This window comes from Halopseudomonas sp. (assembly GCF_047631575.1).
GTDB lineage: Bacteria > Pseudomonadota > Gammaproteobacteria > Pseudomonadales > Pseudomonadaceae > Halopseudomonas.
Map to the genome: position 1 here is coordinate 45539 of NZ_JBLIAB010000003.1, position 16040 is coordinate 61578.

Here is a 16040-nt window from a genome sequence, read left to right on the forward strand (position 1 = left end):
TGTCCGTGCGCGCCGGCTCATATGTAATCTGAACATCTCCGACTCCTTGGTTGTCTGAATATAATCTGGGTCTTTTAGGTTGCAGCGTGACGACACACGCAAGCGCTGCTCATCAAGCCTTAACCGCGATATGCTATGCATCGCAGGGAAGGTTCCTTTTCTCTACTATTTGTCGTCCCACTGGTTTCTTGCAGGAGTCTCAAAATGATTAATCGTATGTCCATGCTGTTGGTTGCAGGCCTCACGCTGGTCCTCGTGGGTTGTGCTCACAGCCCGCAGCAACTCAGTGTGCAGCCGGAAATACTGGTGCCATTGAACCCGGTAGCGCGTCAGCAGCCAGTGGTTGTGACCGTGCGTGACACTCGGACAAGTAAGGTTTTGGGTACCCGTGGAGGTATTTACCCTGATTCCAGCAGCATCACTATCAGTGAGCAAACCTTACCCAAAGTACGCCAGCAGGTGGAGCAGGCTTTGCGGCAACAAGGCTTCAATGTTGTCCCCGAGGGCACTCCGAACGCCAATAACCTGACCGTGAGTCTGGCCGAGCTCAAGTACCTGTCGCCGACCGCCACGACCTATGTGACCGAAGCCAATATCGCGGCAACGTTCATTGCCGAGGCACAAGCGGGTAATACGCGATATCAGGGCCGTTACGGTGCATCCGCGCAACATCGTTTCGGTTACGCGCCCAATCAGGCGACCAACACCCGGTTGGTCACCGAAGTGATGAGCGATGCGTTGACCCGCGTGTTCAAGGATTCGGAAATAGTAAGAGTACTGCAGCGCTAAACCGACAAACGGCGGAACAGGGGTGATTTGATGGATGATGTATCAAAGTAGCATTATGAACCCTGCTGTGTGTCAGACCGAATCGCGCTGGGCACTGTAAAATGCATGCGTTTTTTTGCGGACGCATTCTTTTCCCGTCGTTATGGCAATCGTGCGGTGGTATTGGAAACTGTCGCAGCGGTACCTGGTATGGTCGGCGGGGCGATTCAGCACCTGAACTCACCGCGCCGGATGAAAGAGGATGGTGGCTGGATCCATCAGTTGCTGGAGGAGGCGGAGAATGAGCACATGCACTTGCTGACATTTGTGCAGATTGCTCAGCCGTCTCGCCTGGAACGAACTCTGGTCATGATTGCCCAGAGCGTTTTCTATAATCTTTTCTTTGTGCTCTATTTGTGTTCTTCGCGCACGGCGCACCGGGTCGTCGGTTATCTGTAGGAAGAAGCCGTTTACAGTTACACGCAGTATCTGCAGGGTGTGGACGATGGCACCTACGAGAATATTCCGGCCCCGCAACTGGCCATACACTATTGGGGGCTGCCGGCTGCCGGCTGATGCGAGATTGCGAGAAGTGATCGTGGCCGTGCGCGCGGACGAAGCGGGTCATCGGGATGTGAATCATGAGTTTTCTTACAAACTGAAGCCGGCCGCGGAGTAACGTCCATTCTGGAAGCTGACAGGCTCTGCGTCGCTTGACCAGAGCCTGACCTCATTCTGACGATCAGCCGTCGAGCTTATTGCGTAATAGCTCGTTGACTTGTTGGGGGTTCGCCTTGCCTTTCGATGCCTTCATGGCCTGGCCAACAAAAAAGCCGAACATCTTGCCACGCTTGTTTTCGTCACTGGCCCGGTACTGCTCCACCTGATCCGCGTTAGCAGCCAGTACCTCGTCGAGCATAGCGTCAATCGCTCCGCTGTCCGTCACCTGCTTCAGCCCGCGATTCTCGATGATCTGATCAGCGTCACCTTCGCCATTAGCCATGGCCTCAAAGACCATCTTGGCGATTTTACCGGAGATCGTGTTGTCCTTGATCCGCGCAATCATCGCGCCTAGTTGCTCGGCGGTGATCGGTGATTCAATGATATCCAGATCATCGCGGTTGAGCAGGCTAGAAAGATCACCCATGACCCAGTTAGCCGCCAGCTTCGCATCGTCACAAGTCTGTTGTACCTGCTCGAAGTAATCCGCCATTTCGCGTTGGGCAGACAGTACGCTGGCATCATAGGCAGATAGCTCGAACTGACTTTCGAAGCGCTCGCGCTTCTCTTGTGGCAGCTCCGGCAGCTCGCCGCGAATCTCCTCCAGCAGTGTGGGCTCAATAATAACCGGCAGCAGGTCGGGGTCGGGGAAGTAGCGATAATCGTTGGCTTCCTCCTTGCTGCGCATTGAGCGAGTTTCGTCTTTGTTCGGGTCGTACAGACGGGTTTCCTGAGTAACGGTGCCGCCATCTTCGATCAGCTCGATTTGACGCTGAACTTCGGTATTAATAGCCTTTTCGATGAACCGGAAGGAGTTGACGTTCTTGATTTCGCAGCGCGTACCGTAGGCTTCCTGCCCCTTGGGTCGGATCGAGACGTTACAATCGCAGCGCAAGGAGCCTTCTGCCATGTTTCCGTCGCAGATGCCCAGGTACCGCACCAGCGAATGGATAGTCTTGGCATAGGCTACGGCTTCGCGCGCACTGCGCATGTCCGGCTCCGAAACGATCTCCAACAGCGGTGTGCCAGCCCGGTTCAGGTCAATGCCGCTCATACCCTGGAAGTCTTCATGCAAGCTCTTGCCGGCATCTTCTTCCAGGTGCGCACGGGTCACGCCGACGCGTTTGATGGTGCCGTCTTCCAGGGTGATATCGACGAAGCCTTTGCCTACAATGGGCAGATCCATCTGGCTGATCTGATAGCCCTTTGGCAGGTCGGGGTAGAAATAGTTCTTGCGCGCGAAAACGTTGGTCGGCGCAATCTCTGCGTTGATTGCCAGGCCAAATTTGACCGCTTTGCGCACGGCCTGTGCGTTGAGCACGGGCAGTGTGCCGGGCATGCCCAGATCAATCAGGCTTGCCTGGGTATTAGGTTCGGCGCCGAAGGCGATGGCACTGCCGGAGAAAATCTTCGAGGCGGTGGTCAGTTGGGCATGGATTTCCAGGCCAATAACAATTTCCCATTGCATAGTCTGTTCTTGATCCTCTCAATAGCCTGCTGGAGCGCGGCTGTGCCAGTCGGTCACCTGCTGGTACTGGTGTGCGATGTTTAGCAGGCGTGCCTCGCTGAAATAGGGGCCTAGCAACTGCATGCCCAGCGGCAGTCCATTGGCAAAACCGGCTGGCAGCGCTATGCCCGGTACGCCAGCCAGGTTGGCGGTGATGGTATAGATGTCGGTGAGGTACAGGCTGACGGGGTCGTCAATCTTTTCACCGAGGCGGAACGGGGGTGTCGGTGAGGTTGGGCAGAGGATGACATCGACCTGCTCGTAGGCTGCCATGAAATCGTTCTTGATCAGGCGGCGAATTTTTTGTGCCTGCAGGTAGTAAGCATCGTAGTAACCGGCTGACAACGCATAGGCGCCAACCATGATGCGACGCTTGACCTCGGGGCCAAAACCTTCACCGCGTGAGCGCTTGTACAGGTCGGTCAAGTCCGCTGGATCCTCGCAGCGATAGCCGAAGCGCACGCCATCGAACCGCGACAGGTTGGAAGAGGCTTCAGCTGGGGCGATAACGTAGTAGGCCGGAATCGCCAGCTCGGCGTTGGGCAGACTGATTTCCCTGACCTCCGCGCCCAGTGCCTGAAACTCCTTGACCGCTGCATGAATCGCGTCGGCGGTCGCTGCATCCAGGCCGTTGCTAAAGTATTCTTTCGGTAGACCGATGCGCAAACCTTTTAACGAATCGTTCAGGCCCGCGCTGTAGTCGGCCACGGGTTCGTCAACGCAGGTTGAGTCACGCTCATCGAAACCCGCCATGACCTGCATCATCAGCGCGCAATCTTCCGCCGAACGCGCCATGGGGCCTGCTTGGTCGAGACTTGAGGCGTAGGCGATCATCCCCCAGCGGGATACTCGGCCGTAGGTTGGCTTTAGCCCTGTCAGCGCCGTAAAGCCTGCCGGCTGCCGGATCGAGCCGCCGGTATCTGTGCCGGTGGCTGCGGCGCAAAGACGAGCGGCGACTGCCGAGGCTGAGCCGCCAGATGAGCCGCCTGGAACATGATCGATGTTCCATGGGTTGCGGGTTGGACCATAAAAGCTGGATTCGGTGGATGAGCCCATCGCGAACTCGTCCATATTGGTCTTGCCCAGTGTCACTGCACCCGCATCAATGAATCGCGTAGTCACGCTGGACTCATAGGGAGCAATAAAGTTGTCGAGCATTTTCGAGCCGCAGCTGGTACGCAAGCCTGTTGTGCAGAACAGGTCCTTGTGAGCCAGCGGAATACCGGTCAATGGCGTGGCGGTACCCCCGAAAATACGTGCGTCGGCAGCCTTGGCCTGGGCCAGTGCCAGCTCGGGTGCGACGGTAATAAAGCTGTTGAGCACCGGGTCCAGCCGTTCGATACGTTTGAGGTAATGTTCGGTCAGTTCGACGCTCGATAGCGTCTTGCTCTGCAAGGCCCGCGAAAGCTGGGCCAGGGTGTTTTCATGCATGGGATAGTCTCATTGCTGGGCGCGGTCTGGTGCGCAATGGCATGGCGGCGCTCTTTACAGGGTGTTCGTGATACATCACTCGATAACGCGTGGCACGAGGTAGAGCCCGTCCTCAGTCGCGGGCGCAATAGCCTGCAATGCGTCGCGCTGATTGGTCTCGGTGACCCGGTCGGCCCGCAAACGTTGGATGGTCTCCAGTGGATGCGCCAAGGGTGTCACGCCTAGCGTGTCGACTGCCTGCATCTGGTCTATCAGATCGAGAATGCCGGAGAGCTTTGCTGTGGTGGCAGGAATGTCGTCCTCATTCAAGGCGATTCGGGCCAGGTGCGCAATGTCTTCCACCGCTTTGCGGTCTAATGCCATGGTGCTGTTCTCCGTGAAACAGGGCTGAGCGGACTGAATTTACCTGATGTGCTGAGCATAACGTGGTTTTGTCGTATAAAACCGGACGAAGGGACGAATTTACCACAGTCTCGCCTTGCCCAAAAACCCCGCCGTTGTTAGAGTTGCGACACTTCTGGAAGTACCGATCAGTTTACTGCGAGCGTACCTACCCCCGCCGCCTTGCCAGTTCTGCTGCCTGTTGTCTTCGCCTTACTTAATGGCAGAGCAGCCAGGCGTGACCGCAGGTAACTTATCAGTGTTTCTCATACAATTAACCCACGCGTCCTAGGGTGTACTCAACGCATGTTCAAAAAAATCCGCGGCATGTTCTCCAGTGATTTATCCATCGACCTGGGCACTGCCAATACCCTTATCTATGTCCGCGATCGCGGCATTGTCCTCAACGAACCCTCTGTAGTGGCTATTCGCACGCATGGCAACCAGAAGAGCGTGGTGGCGGTCGGTACTGACGCCAAGCGCATGCTGGGCCGTACGCCGGGGAATATCCAAGCTATCCGTCCGATGAAGGACGGAGTTATCGCCGACTTCAGCGTATGCGAGAAGATGCTGCAGTACTTTATCAACAAAGTGCACGAGAACAGCTTTATCCAGCCCAGCCCGAGAGTGTTGATTTGTGTGCCGTGCAAGTCTACCCAGGTTGAGCGCCGAGCTATTCGCGAATCAGCCCTAGGCGCTGGCGCGCGCGAAGTGTTTCTGATTGAAGAGCCGATGGCTGCCGCGATCGGTGCCGGTCTGCCGGTTGAAGAAGCTCGTGGCTCGATGGTCGTGGATATAGGCGGTGGTACCACTGAGATTGCCCTGATTTCCCTCAACGGTGTCGTGTATGCCGAGTCCGTCAGAGTAGGTGGCGATCGTTTCGACGAAGCCATTGTGACCTACGTTCGTCGCAACTACGGCAGTCTGATAGGTGAGTCGACCGCTGAGCGGATCAAGCAGGAAATCGGTGTTGCCTTCCCAGGTGGCGAAGTGCTGGAAGTCGATGTTCGCGGACGTAATCTGGCGGAAGGCGTGCCCCGCGCCTTCACGCTGAACTCCAATGAAGTGCTCGAAGCGCTTCAGGAATCACTGGCCACAATCGTCCAAGCGGTCAAGAGTGCGCTCGAGCAGTCACCCCCTGAGCTTGCGTCGGATATTGCCGAGCGTGGTTTGATTCTGACTGGTGGCGGTGCTTTGCTGCGGGATCTGGACAAGCTGTTGACCCAGGAAACCGGCTTGCCAGTCATCGTGGCTGAAGAGCCCCTTACCTGCGTTGCGCGTGGCGGCGGCAAGGCGCTGGAAATGATGGATCAGCACACTATGGATCTGCTCTCTACCGAGTGATCGGACACCGAACAGCGCTCCTGCTGGCAGTGTGCTGCTGTCCATGCGGGTTGCTGCTGACGGGCTGAGGCTTGCAGCTGCGAGGAGCTTGCCATTAAACCGTTGTTTATCAAAGGCCCTTCATTGGGTGTTCGGGTATTGGTCTTTTCGGTGCTTTCAATCGCGCTGATGGTGGTTGATGCCCGCTTTGCCACATTGCAGCCTCTGCGCTCGCATCTGAGCCTGTTGTTGACGCCAGTCTATTACATGGCCGATCTGCCAGTTCGTGGCTGGGATACTGGCTATCAGCTGGTTTCCAGTCGTCTTGATCTGCTTGCCGAAAATGAACGCCTGCGCGCCGAGGCTTTGTTGATACAGCGCAAGCTGCAGAAACTGGCTACCTTGACCGAACAAAATGTGCGCCTGCGCGAATTGCTCAACTCGTCCTCATTGGTTGATGAGCGGGTGCTGGTAGCTGAACTCGTAGGCGTTGATCCGAATCCTTTCACCCAGCGCATCCTCATCAACCGGGGCGAGAGTGATGGGGTATTCCTCGGGCAGCCGGTGCTTGATGCCGCCGGTTTAATGGGGCAGGTAGTCGAAGTCATGCCCTACACTGCCCGCGTTTTGTTGATCACCGACACTACTCACAGTCTGCCAGTACAGGTCAATCGCAATGGTTTGCGTGCTATAGCCAGCGGTACGGGTAACAACGAGTGGCTTGAACTGCGCTTTATTGGTGATACCGCGGATATCCGAGTGGGCGATATTCTTGTCAGCTCCGGTTTGGGGCAGCGATTCCCTGCGGGTTATCCGGTCGGTCGAGTCATTTCGGTCAATCAGGATCCGGCCCAGCCCTTCGCTGACGTTCGTGTAGCGCCTACGGCGCAACTGAACCGGAGCCGATACATGTTACTGGTTTTCAGCGCCGAGTCCGGATATGGGGAGGTCTTACCCGCGCTTGACTTGCAGGAGCCTGGGGTCGAACAACCCGATACGGGTGCATCGGCGGAGGGTGCTGCTGGTGCGAGCGAAATAGATGAAGTAACTTCGGCAGAAGGGGAGAGCCGCGATGCGCAATAGCTTCGTTATCGGTATGACCTTCGCTGTGGCCCTGCTGCTGAGTGTGATGCCGATGCCTACCATGCTCGAGTTGGGTCGCCCCATGTGGTTGGCGATGGTGCTGGCTTACTGGGTCATGGCGTTACCCCATCGGGTAGGCTTGTTGACTGCCTGGGTCGCCGGCCTGGCAATCGATGTGCTTTACGGGCAGATATTCGGCCAGCACGCGCTGGTAATGACACTGATTGCCTGGATGATGCTTTTGTTGCACCAGCGCATTCGGCGGTTCCCGCTGTGGCAGCAGAGTCTGGTGATGCTTCCCGTACTGGGCATCGCGCAGATATTGCTGTTGTGGCTGAACAGTCTTACCGGCAGCCGTCCGCCCACATTGCTTTTCCTGTTACCCGTCATTGTCAGCGCCGTTCTATGGCCCTGGGTGTTTTCCGTTCTGCGCGGCGTAAGGCGGCGCTTTCATGTACTCTGATCTGATCCAGCCTGTTTTATTCCTGGCTTCTGCTTCGCCTCGGCGCAGTGCTCTGCTGGCGCAAGTCGGTATCTTTCACCGCCAGTTTGGCTGCGATATTGATGAGAGCGTGTTGGCCGATGAGCCGCCGTCACACTACGTGGAACGGGTGACCAGGGCTAAAGCCATGGCTGGCCAGAGCCAGGTACCGAAGGGAGCCATTGTTTTGGCGGCTGACACCGCAGTAGTTGTGGGTGGACGCATTCTAGGCAAGCCGGTCGATGCTGCTGACGCTGCACGTATGCTGCGTCAACTGTCAGGTCGCTGGCATAAGGTGATGACAGCGGTGGCTGTGACCGCGGATGAGCGCATTAGCATTGTTCTGGTAGAGGCTCGGGTCTGTTTGCGGGTGATTGAAGAACACGAGATCCAAGCCTACTGGACCACCGGAGAACCGGGAGACAAGGCGGGTGGATACGCCATACAGGGCCTGGGTGCGGTCTTTGTTGAGAAAATAGAAGGCAGCTACAGCGCGGTGGTTGGGCTGCCTTTGTCTGAGACCGTCCGGCTGCTGGCCGATTACGGTATCGGCTGCTGGCAAAGCCTTGAAACGGAGAGTCCATTCAGGCCTTCCGAAGCATAATATCCAGATCGTCAAGGATTGCGATCGACGCCGTTGCCTGGTGATCTGGTCTGGAGAGCAGAGCCTGTGAGCGAAGAGATACTGATCAATATTACGCCGATGGAAACCCGGGTTGCCTTGGTTGAGAACGGTGTGCTGCAGGAAGTTCACGTCGAGCGTACGTTGCGTCGGGGCATTGTCGGCAATATCTACAAAGGCAAGGTGGTCCGGGTGCTACCGGGAATGCAAGCTGCCTTTGTCGATATTGGACTGGAACGCGCAGCTTTCATCCATGCCTCTGAGGTTTCAGAGCGGGAAGGGCAGGCGGTCGAATCGATTAACGTATTACTTCACGAAGGCCAGGGCCTGGTAGTTCAGGTGACCAAGGATCCTATAGGAACCAAAGGCGCCCGACTAACGACCCATCTGTCCATTCCGTCACGCTTTCTGGTCTATATGCCGCGCACCCCGCATGTCGGGATTTCCCTGAAAATTGAAGAAGAGGCAGAGCGTGAGCGGCTCAAGCAGGTGGTGGCCTCGTGCGTGGAAACTGAGGGCGTGGACGAGGCAGGCGGTTTTATCCTGCGTACCGCCGCCGAGGCCGCTCGCGAAGATGAAATACTCGCCGATATACGCTACGTCAGGCGATTGTGGCTGCAAATTGCCCAGCAGACTCAGGTCGCTGTGGCGCCATCGGTGATTTATGAAGACTTGCCCCTGGCACTGCGCACCTTGCGTGATCTGGTGAGCCCGCGTACTGAAAAGATCCGTGTTGACTCTCGTGAAACCTTTCAGAAAGTCGAGGTGTTTGTCCAGGAGCTCATGCCGGCAGTGGAAAGCCACCTGGAGCACTACCCTGGTGAGAGGCCCATTTTCGACCTGTATGGTATCGAAGACGAGATTCAGAAGGCGCTGGAGCGACGGGTCATGCTCAAGTCCGGTGGGCATCTGGTTATCGACCAGACTGAAGCCATGGCCACGATCGACGTCAATACCGGTGCCTTCGTGGGTCATCGCAATCTTGAAGAAACCATTTTCAAGACGAATCTGGAAGCGGCTATATCGATCGCCCGGCAACTTCGGCTGCGTAATCTGGGCGGTATCATCATCATCGATTTCATCGACATGGTGGATGAGGAGCACCAGCGTCAGGTCTTGCGAACGCTGGAAAAACAACTCGAGCGTGATCACGCTAAAACCAACATTATAGGCATCACTGAATTAGGGTTGGTGCAGATGACCCGCAAACGTACCCGCGAAAGCCTCGAACAGATTTTGTGCGAAGCCTGCCCCTGCTGCAGCGGACGGGGCATCCAGAAAACGCCAGAAAGTGTCTGTTATGAAATTTTCCGAGAGATACTTCGCGAGGCCCGGGCTTACCAGGCTGGCGCCTACACGGTACTCGCCTCACAGGCGGTCATTGACCGTTTGCTGGACGAGGAGTCTGGCAACGTGGCCGATCTGGAAATTTTTATCGAACGGCCCATCCGGTTCCAAGTGGAAACGGTTTATACCCAGGAACAGTACGATGTGGTGTTGATGTGATGATGGACTGAGCCGATGCACAAGCAACGCTGGTTGAGCCGCGTTCTCGATGGTCTGATCTTGCTACTGGTGGCCTGGCTGCTGGTGGCGGCTGCCTACGTGAGTCTGGGCCGCCAGTTTGTCCCGGCCATCGCTGATTACCGTGCCGAACTGCTCCAATGGGTCGAGGATAAAACCGGACGAGCTATAACGGTGGATAGCTTGCGTGGCGAGATGCAGGGCTCCCAGCCGGTGCTGACCTTGCGCGGTTTGCGTGTCCACGAGACATCTGATCCCGCTGGTCCTACTCTGGTGGCGCTCGACCATGTCACGGCCCGGATCGATGTATGGTCGAGCCTCTGGCAACGCAGGCTGGTCATGGATGCCTTGCAGATTGAAGGGCTTGCCCTCGAACTGGTGCAGGAGGCTGAAGGCCGCTGGCGGTTGCATGGACTGGGGGAGCGGTTAACCGGTGATTTTGATCTCGATGCGACGTTGAATATGCTGTTTGAACAGCGTCGTATTACCTTGCTCGATACGCATATTCTCGTCAGTCCTCACGAGCGGCCACAATGGGTTTTTCAAAAGGGTGAGATCTCGCTGCTGAATGGTGCCGGATGGCATCGGCTGGATGGCCAAGTCGATCTGCCAGAAGGGGGGGTGGCTCGTTGGCAGGTCAGCGCCCTGCAGAACGGCAAACGCTGGCAGGATATGTCCCTGGGTTTTTTCCTCGACTTGCCGCCGATCGACTGGGTGCAGCATGTGCCGCCGACCTGGCTTGAACTGGCCCGTCTGGAGGCCTTAACTGCTGGCGGACAGTTTTGGGGTAGTTGGCAAGAACAGCGATTACAGTCCCTGCAGGGGCGGTTAAAGGCGCCTTTTGTTCGGCTGGATCCCACGCAGTCCATTCCGGCAATCGACGATTTGCGGGCAGATTTCGCTTTGCAATGGGGCGAAACGCAACAATTGCGCATTCAAGACATTGAGTTCCAGCTGGGCGGCCAGGCTTGGCCTGTAAGCCGCTTCTTTGCTTCACGCGACATAGCCGAAGATCGGTGGCAGTTGCGTGCTGATAGTTTGTCTCTGGGCCTGTTGGTGCAGATGATACCTGCCCATCTACTCTCCGAGAAAGCCGCGGCTACTCTGGTGACACTGGCCCCCCAAGGTACAGTGCGTCAGATCTTGTTGGAAGGTGAAGGGACTGCCCGTGACTGGCGCACCATCCGTTGGCAAGCACTGCTGGATGACGTTGGCGTGCAGGCGTGGCAGGGGGCGCCGGCAATACAGGGTATCAGTGGTAGCCTGATTGGTAGCCCGTCCAAGGGCCAGTTGCGGGTCGCCAGTGATAAATGGAGTATGCATTTGCCAAAACTGTTTCCCCAGGCATGGTCATATGATCGGCTCACTGGTCAAATGGATTGGCAATGGTCTGAAGCAAAGGGCCTACGGCTGAATGCGCCTGGGTTTCGAGTAGAAAGTGAAGAGGGGGTAGGTGCCGCTACACTCCAGCTGGAACTGCCGATGAACGGCATAACGCCGACGATGGCCCTTAGAGTGTCGCTGCACGATACTCAAGCGAGCTTTAGTACACGCTATCTACCCACGCGCGCACCTGCACTCAGCTCAAAGCTGGCGCAATGGATTGATCAAGCTCAGATTGAGGGACCTGTACCCCTGGCCATCTTTAGTTATCAGGGCTCATTGCTACGCGATGCCTTGCCGGCTGAGCGGGAATTTTCCCTGTACGCTCGGCTGGAGGATGGTGGTCTCACGTTCCAGCGGGGTTGGCCAAGACTTCAGGCGGTGGATGGAACATTGCGGGTGGACAATCTGTTGGTGCGGATTGACCAAGCCTCTGCGCAGCTCTGGGATACAGCGCTTACCGATATACGCGTTACCACTGACCGCGCGCAACCAACTGATCCGCTTGCACTGAATGTCAAAGGTGATGTGTCGGGTCCATTGCAGGACGGTTTGCGGTTGATGCAGGAGACGCCGCTGGCTGATTTGACTAAGAATACGCTACAAGGCTGGATGGGTGATGGGCGCGTAAAGGGTCAGCTGGCACTGCTGTTGAACCTTGTGGAGGGTGCCGCGCCTCTGGTTGATGTTGCCTGGCGTGTGGACGCGTCGACCCTGTCGATTCCGTTACTTCAGACCACGCTAAGCGACCTTGCAGGACAGTTTTCCTATACCTCTGCCAGCGGGTTGCAGGCCGAAGGACTCAGAGGGCTGTTTCTGGGTAACCCTGTGGCTGGCAGTATCAGCAGTCAGAATGGTAGGCCGGAAGGAACTTTCACCGGACGCCACAGTATCGACGCGCTGCAGGACTGGTCCATGTTATCTGGCCTTCCCGAGGGCCTTTTCAGCGGCGAGTTGGCCTGGGAGGCGCGTGGCGTAATCGCAACGCCAACGATCTCGTTACAGATCGATAGCGACCTGGTAGGCGTAGCCATTGACCTGCCCGGCCCCCTTGCCAAAACCGAGGATGAGAGTCTGCCGAGCAGACTTATTCTGACGCGCCGCGGGGAGAGCCAGAACTGGCGGTTGACTCTCGGGTCAGACCTCCAGGCGGTTGTGCAAACAGGCGGGCCCAGTATGCGTGGCGACGTGCGCTATCGTAGTGGCAACCCCGTGCTGAGTAGTGAGCCAGGCTTGAGTCTGGCGGCGCGTTTCGAGCAGATTGAGTTGCCCCTTTGGCAGCAATGGGTCAAACAGAACCGGACTTTGCTGCCCGATCAGATGCAGGGCACAGAAGCGGCGGATCCGAGTCAAAGACCCAGTGCCAAAATAGCCTATGTGCGGACGTTAGACCTGCGTGTGGATGAGTTTATCGGTTTCGGTCAGACACTGGATGATCTGGCCATGAGTGCAATTCGTGACGAGACCGGCTGGCTATTCGATATCGACCAGCCCCGCATGCGCGGTCAAGTTATCGTTCCGAATCTGAAAGCTCAGCCAGTGGTATTCAACATGCAGCGGCTTTCTCTGGCACAGGAGGATCACGCGCCGCGGGTTGATGCTCTGGCCAGTCCTTTGGTGCCCGAGGATCCCCTTCCGGGAGTGAACCCCTTTGATCTGCCCCCCGTAGATGTCAACATAGATACCTTATACTGGGGAGCCGACCCAGTGGGAGGCTTGAGCTTTAAGATGCGTCCAAGTCAACGTGGAGCGCGTATAACCGGTCTGGATGTGAATCTGCGCGGACTGCATCTGACAGGTGACATGGACTGGAACGCAGCAGGACCGACCAGCGGATTTCGGGGCAAACTTAACACTGACGACATCAGCGAGGTGTTGCGGGCATGGGATTACGCTCCAACGCTGACTAGCCGAAGCTTCGCTACCACCGCGAGTCTGGTCTGGTCCGGTTCGCCTGTTTTCTTCGCGCTCGGACGCAGCAGCGGTGATCTGCAGATCAATGCGCGCAACGGTACATTGCAGAGCGGCGAAGGCTCGGCCGATGCATTGCGTGTGTTCGGCTTGCTTAACTTCAACGCCCTGACCCGCCGGTTGCGGCTCGATTTCAGTGACCTGTTCGGTCGCGGCACCGCCTATGACACTCTCGCCGGTGATCTGCAGCTTAAAGATGGTGTTATGCGCACCCGTAGCCCTTTGATTATGGACGGGCCGGGAGCCAAGGTGCAGCTAGACGGTCAGTTGGACCTGCCGGCAGGCAGCATTGATATGGGTATGCTGGTAACCTTGCCAGTAACTAATAACCTGCCGTTGGCGGCCATTATCGCTGGGGCGCCTTATATTGGTGGCGTATTGTTTCTCGCCGACAAGATACTGGGCGACCGGGTAGCGCGGTTTGCCTCGGTAAAATACCGAATCAGTGGGGACTGGCAGCAGCCTACGATTGAGTTCGACAGGGCTTTTGATAACGAAGCAGCCCTTGAGGAGTGATCAGCATGCATCAGGTAGCAGCGATACAAATGATCAGTGGTCCCGATGTGCAGGCCAATCTGGATCAGGCCGCGCCGCTTATAGCCGAGGCCGCAGGCGCGGGGGCGAAACTGGTGCTCCTGCCAGAATGCTTCGCCGCGCTCGGTAACCGCAGTCTGCAGGCTATCGCCAAGGCGGAACTGGTCGGCGAGCAACCCATTAGACGTTTTCTATCGGATCAGGCACGTCGGCACGGGATCTGGTTGATTGGTGGCAGTATTCCGTTACCACGCGCCGAAGGCAATAAACCGATGGCCTGTTGTCTGGTTTTTGATGACCAGGGGCAGGAGGTGGCCCGCTATGACAAGTTACATCTCTTCGATGTCGATGTGGACGACAGCCAGGGCAGCTACCATGAATCCAACGATTACGCCTATGGCGATAGAATCGTCTGCATCGATACGCCGGTAGGCCGGGTCGGGCTGAGTATTTGTTACGATCTTCGATTTGCCGAACTCTATATCGCATTACGCCGCGCCGGAGCGGATCTGATAGTGGTACCCTCGGCATTTACCGCGGTTACCGGGGCGGCGCATTGGGAAGTGCTGCTGCGCGCCCGGGCGATCGAAACCCAGTGTTACATTCTTGCTGCCAATCAGGGTGGGCTTCACCCTGGCGGTCGTGAGACCTTTGGCCGAAGTTGCCTCATTGATCCCTGGGGTGAGGTTCAGGCCTCCCTGGTCGAGGGTAAAGCGGTCCTTTGTCAGAGTATCGATATCAATTACCTGAAAAAAATTCGTGAACGCATGCCGGTTGCCCAACATCGCCGGTTCGCGCAGGCGGACATCATTGCCGCGGCCGCCAAGGAGTCAGATTGAATGAGTAATGTTTTAACCCAAGTGGAAAATCGCCTGCTTATGCCGGCCGATCTCAGCCCTGACAGCGTCGCGGGCGTCCTTGGCCAGTTAGTCTCCACGCCTGGTGTGGATGCGGCTGACCTGTACTTTCAGCACCAGATCAGCGAGTCGTGGGTGTTGGAAGACGGTATCGTCAAGGAGGGTAGCTTCAATGTCGATCAGGGGGTGGGTGTGCGCGCTCAGTCTGGTGAGAAAACCGGCTTTGCTTATAGCAATGATATCCGTCTGACCGCATTAAGTCAGGCGGCGGGTGCAGCCCGCTCGATAGCCCGGTCCGGCCAGGCAGGCAGCGTAAAGGCCTGGGATCGCGGCAACAGCGCACCCTTATACTCCGCAGAGAATCCCCTGGATGTCATGCCTCAAGCAGACAAGGTTGCTTTTCTACAGCGGCTGGACGCCTATACCCGAAGTCTGGATTCACGTATCACCCAGGTGTCTGTGAGTATGGGTGGTGTTCACGATACGGTGCTGGTGGCGTCAAGCGACGGCACGTGGGCAGGTGATATTCGGCCACTGGTGCGGCTCAACGTGAGTGTCATCATCGAACACAACGGCCGGCGCGAGCGGGGCGGCTCCGGTGGCGGCGGGCGAACAGACTATCGCTTTTTCGAAGCGGAAGAGCGCGCGATGGGTTATGCCCGAGAAGCGGTGCGCCAGGCCGTGGTCAATCTGAGTGCGATCTCGGCACCGGCCGGCAGCATGCCGGTGGTCATGGCGCCAGGCTGGTCCGGAGTGCTGTTGCACGAGGCGGTCGGCCATGGTCTTGAGGGCGACTTCAACCGCAAGGGCAGCTCGGCCTACAGCGGGCGGGTGGGAGAGAAAGTGGCATCCAGCCTGTGCACTATTGTCGATGACGGCACGCTGCCAGGCCGTCGGGGATCGCTGAGTATGGATGATGAGGGCAATCAGACCAACTGCACCACGCTGATCGAAAACGGCATTCTCAAAGGTTATATGCAGGACAAGCTCAATGCGCGTCTTATGGGCGTGGCTGCTACGGGTAACGGTCGTCGCGAATCCTACGCCCACCTGCCTATGCCGCGGATGACGAACACCTATATGCTCGCCGGCGAAAGTGATCCGCAGGACATCATCAAGTCAGTCAAGAAGGGTATTTATTGCGCGAATCTCGGTGGCGGTCAGGTCGACATCACCAGTGGCAAGTTCGTCTTCTCCACCAGCGAGGCCTATCTAATAGAGGATGGCAAGATTACGGCCCCGGTGAAAGGTGCGACGCTTATTGGTAACGGCCCGGAAGTCATGAACCGAGTGTCCATGGTAGGTTATGATCTAGCGCTCGATAGCGGTGTCGGAACCTGCGGTAAGGACGGTCAGTCATTGCCGGTGGGCGTCGGGCAGCCGACCGTCAAGATCGACCAGATTACTGTCGGTGGTACTGGCTAAGGCGCATCGATTCATAGCGCTGAACGTTCG

At 57.1% G+C, this 16040-nt stretch carries 13 protein-coding genes and 1 pseudogene; 11 read left to right on the forward strand and 3 right to left on the reverse strand.

Annotation, left to right across the window (positions count from 1 at the left end; genetic code table 11):
* Window positions 1–204 precede the first annotated feature (204 nt).
* The 3 genes and pseudogenes from ACJAXR_RS06925 (at window position 205) to ACJAXR_RS06935 (ending at window position 1447) form a co-directional block, all read left to right on the forward strand.
* Complete coding sequence (locus tag ACJAXR_RS06925; RefSeq protein ID WP_415057530.1) at window positions 205–789, forward strand: YajG family lipoprotein; 585 nt, start codon at window positions 205–207, stop codon at window positions 787–789.
* A gap of 105 nt (window positions 790–894) precedes the next feature.
* Window positions 895–1344: pseudogene (locus tag ACJAXR_RS06930) on the forward strand (alternative oxidase).
* A complete protein-coding gene (locus ACJAXR_RS06935) occupies window positions 1274–1447 on the forward strand; it encodes an alternative oxidase (RefSeq protein ID WP_415057531.1) in 174 nt (57 codons plus the stop codon). Before ACJAXR_RS06930 ends, ACJAXR_RS06935 begins: the two are co-directional and overlap by 71 nt.
* A gap of 63 nt (window positions 1448–1510) precedes the next feature.
* On the opposite strand, the gene gatB is transcribed toward ACJAXR_RS06935, so the two are convergent.
* The 3 genes from gatB to gatC form a co-directional block, all read right to left on the reverse strand.
* Complete coding sequence (gatB, locus tag ACJAXR_RS06940; RefSeq protein ID WP_415057532.1) at window positions 1511–2956, reverse strand: Asp-tRNA(Asn)/Glu-tRNA(Gln) amidotransferase subunit GatB; 1446 nt, start codon at window positions 2954–2956, stop codon at window positions 1511–1513.
* An 18-nt stretch (window positions 2957–2974) separates the two neighbouring features.
* A complete protein-coding gene (gene gatA / locus ACJAXR_RS06945; RefSeq protein WP_415057533.1) occupies window positions 2975–4426 on the reverse strand; it encodes an Asp-tRNA(Asn)/Glu-tRNA(Gln) amidotransferase subunit GatA in 1452 nt (483 codons plus the stop codon).
* Between the two features lie 75 nt (window positions 4427–4501).
* The gene (gatC, locus tag ACJAXR_RS06950) at window positions 4502–4789 is read right to left on the reverse strand and encodes an Asp-tRNA(Asn)/Glu-tRNA(Gln) amidotransferase subunit GatC (RefSeq protein ID WP_415057534.1); all 288 of its coding nucleotides are present in this window, start codon (window positions 4787–4789) and stop codon (window positions 4502–4504) included.
* A 324-nt stretch (window positions 4790–5113) separates the two neighbouring features.
* Between gatC and mreB the strand changes: the two genes are divergently transcribed.
* The 8 genes from mreB to tldD all read left to right on the forward strand — a co-directional run bounded on the left by mreB (window position 5114) and on the right by tldD (window position 16010).
* On the forward strand, window positions 5114–6151 hold the full coding sequence (gene mreB, locus ACJAXR_RS06955; protein WP_096344701.1) for a rod shape-determining protein MreB: 1038 nt from the start codon (window positions 5114–5116) through the stop codon (window positions 6149–6151).
* A 138-nt stretch (window positions 6152–6289) separates the two neighbouring features.
* Window positions 6290–7213 carry a rod shape-determining protein MreC gene (gene mreC / locus ACJAXR_RS06960; RefSeq protein WP_415057881.1) on the forward strand — a complete coding sequence of 308 codons (924 nt, stop codon included), beginning with the start codon at window positions 6290–6292 and terminating at the stop codon, window positions 7211–7213.
* Window positions 7203–7676: a rod shape-determining protein MreD gene (gene mreD, locus ACJAXR_RS06965; protein WP_415057535.1), complete on the forward strand. Its 474-nt coding sequence runs from the start codon at window positions 7203–7205 to the stop codon at window positions 7674–7676. Before mreC ends, mreD begins: the two co-directional genes overlap by 11 nt.
* The gene (locus ACJAXR_RS06970) at window positions 7666–8298 is read left to right on the forward strand and encodes a Maf family protein (RefSeq protein ID WP_415057536.1); all 633 of its coding nucleotides are present in this window, start codon (window positions 7666–7668) and stop codon (window positions 8296–8298) included. The genes mreD and ACJAXR_RS06970 overlap by 11 nt, the downstream gene beginning before the upstream one ends.
* 66 nt (window positions 8299–8364) lie before the next feature.
* Window positions 8365–9822: a ribonuclease G gene (gene rng, locus ACJAXR_RS06975; RefSeq protein ID WP_415057537.1), complete on the forward strand. Its 1458-nt coding sequence runs from the start codon at window positions 8365–8367 to the stop codon at window positions 9820–9822.
* 15 nt (window positions 9823–9837) lie between these two features.
* On the forward strand, window positions 9838–13710 hold the full coding sequence (locus ACJAXR_RS06980) for a YhdP family protein (protein ID WP_415057538.1): 3873 nt from the start codon (window positions 9838–9840) through the stop codon (window positions 13708–13710).
* 5 nt (window positions 13711–13715) lie between these two features.
* The gene (locus ACJAXR_RS06985) at window positions 13716–14567 is read left to right on the forward strand and encodes a carbon-nitrogen hydrolase family protein (RefSeq protein WP_415057539.1); all 852 of its coding nucleotides are present in this window, start codon (window positions 13716–13718) and stop codon (window positions 14565–14567) included.
* A complete protein-coding gene (gene tldD, locus ACJAXR_RS06990) occupies window positions 14568–16010 on the forward strand; it encodes a metalloprotease TldD (RefSeq protein ID WP_415057540.1) in 1443 nt (480 codons plus the stop codon). It begins immediately after the preceding gene.
* Window positions 16011–16040: the final 30 nt, after the last annotated feature.

Bases quoted from the DNA above. Each gene is read 5' to 3' on its own strand.
- gatA (WP_415057533.1), bottom strand. From the start codon at position 4,426: ATGCATGAAAACACCCTGGCCCAGCTTTCGCGGGCCTTGCAGAGCAAG.
- ACJAXR_RS06935 (WP_415057531.1), top strand. From the start codon at position 1,274: ATGGCACCTACGAGAATATTCCGGCCCCGCAACTGGCCATACACTATT.
- mreD (WP_415057535.1), top strand. From the start codon at position 7,203: ATGCGCAATAGCTTCGTTATCGGTATGACCTTCGCTGTGGCCCTGCTG.
- ACJAXR_RS06925 (WP_415057530.1), top strand. From the start codon at position 205: ATGATTAATCGTATGTCCATGCTGTTGGTTGCAGGCCTCACGCTGGTC.
- ACJAXR_RS06970 (WP_415057536.1), top strand. From the start codon at position 7,666: ATGTACTCTGATCTGATCCAGCCTGTTTTATTCCTGGCTTCTGCTTCG.
- tldD (WP_415057540.1), top strand. From the start codon at position 14,568: ATGAGTAATGTTTTAACCCAAGTGGAAAATCGCCTGCTTATGCCGGCC.
- ACJAXR_RS06985 (WP_415057539.1), top strand. From the start codon at position 13,716: ATGCATCAGGTAGCAGCGATACAAATGATCAGTGGTCCCGATGTGCAG.
- mreB (WP_096344701.1), top strand. From the start codon at position 5,114: ATGTTCAAAAAAATCCGCGGCATGTTCTCCAGTGATTTATCCATCGAC.
- gatC (WP_415057534.1), bottom strand. From the start codon at position 4,789: ATGGCATTAGACCGCAAAGCGGTGGAAGACATTGCGCACCTGGCCCGA.
- gatB (WP_415057532.1), bottom strand. From the start codon at position 2,956: ATGCAATGGGAAATTGTTATTGGCCTGGAAATCCATGCCCAACTGACC.
- ACJAXR_RS06980 (WP_415057538.1), top strand. From the start codon at position 9,838: ATGCACAAGCAACGCTGGTTGAGCCGCGTTCTCGATGGTCTGATCTTG.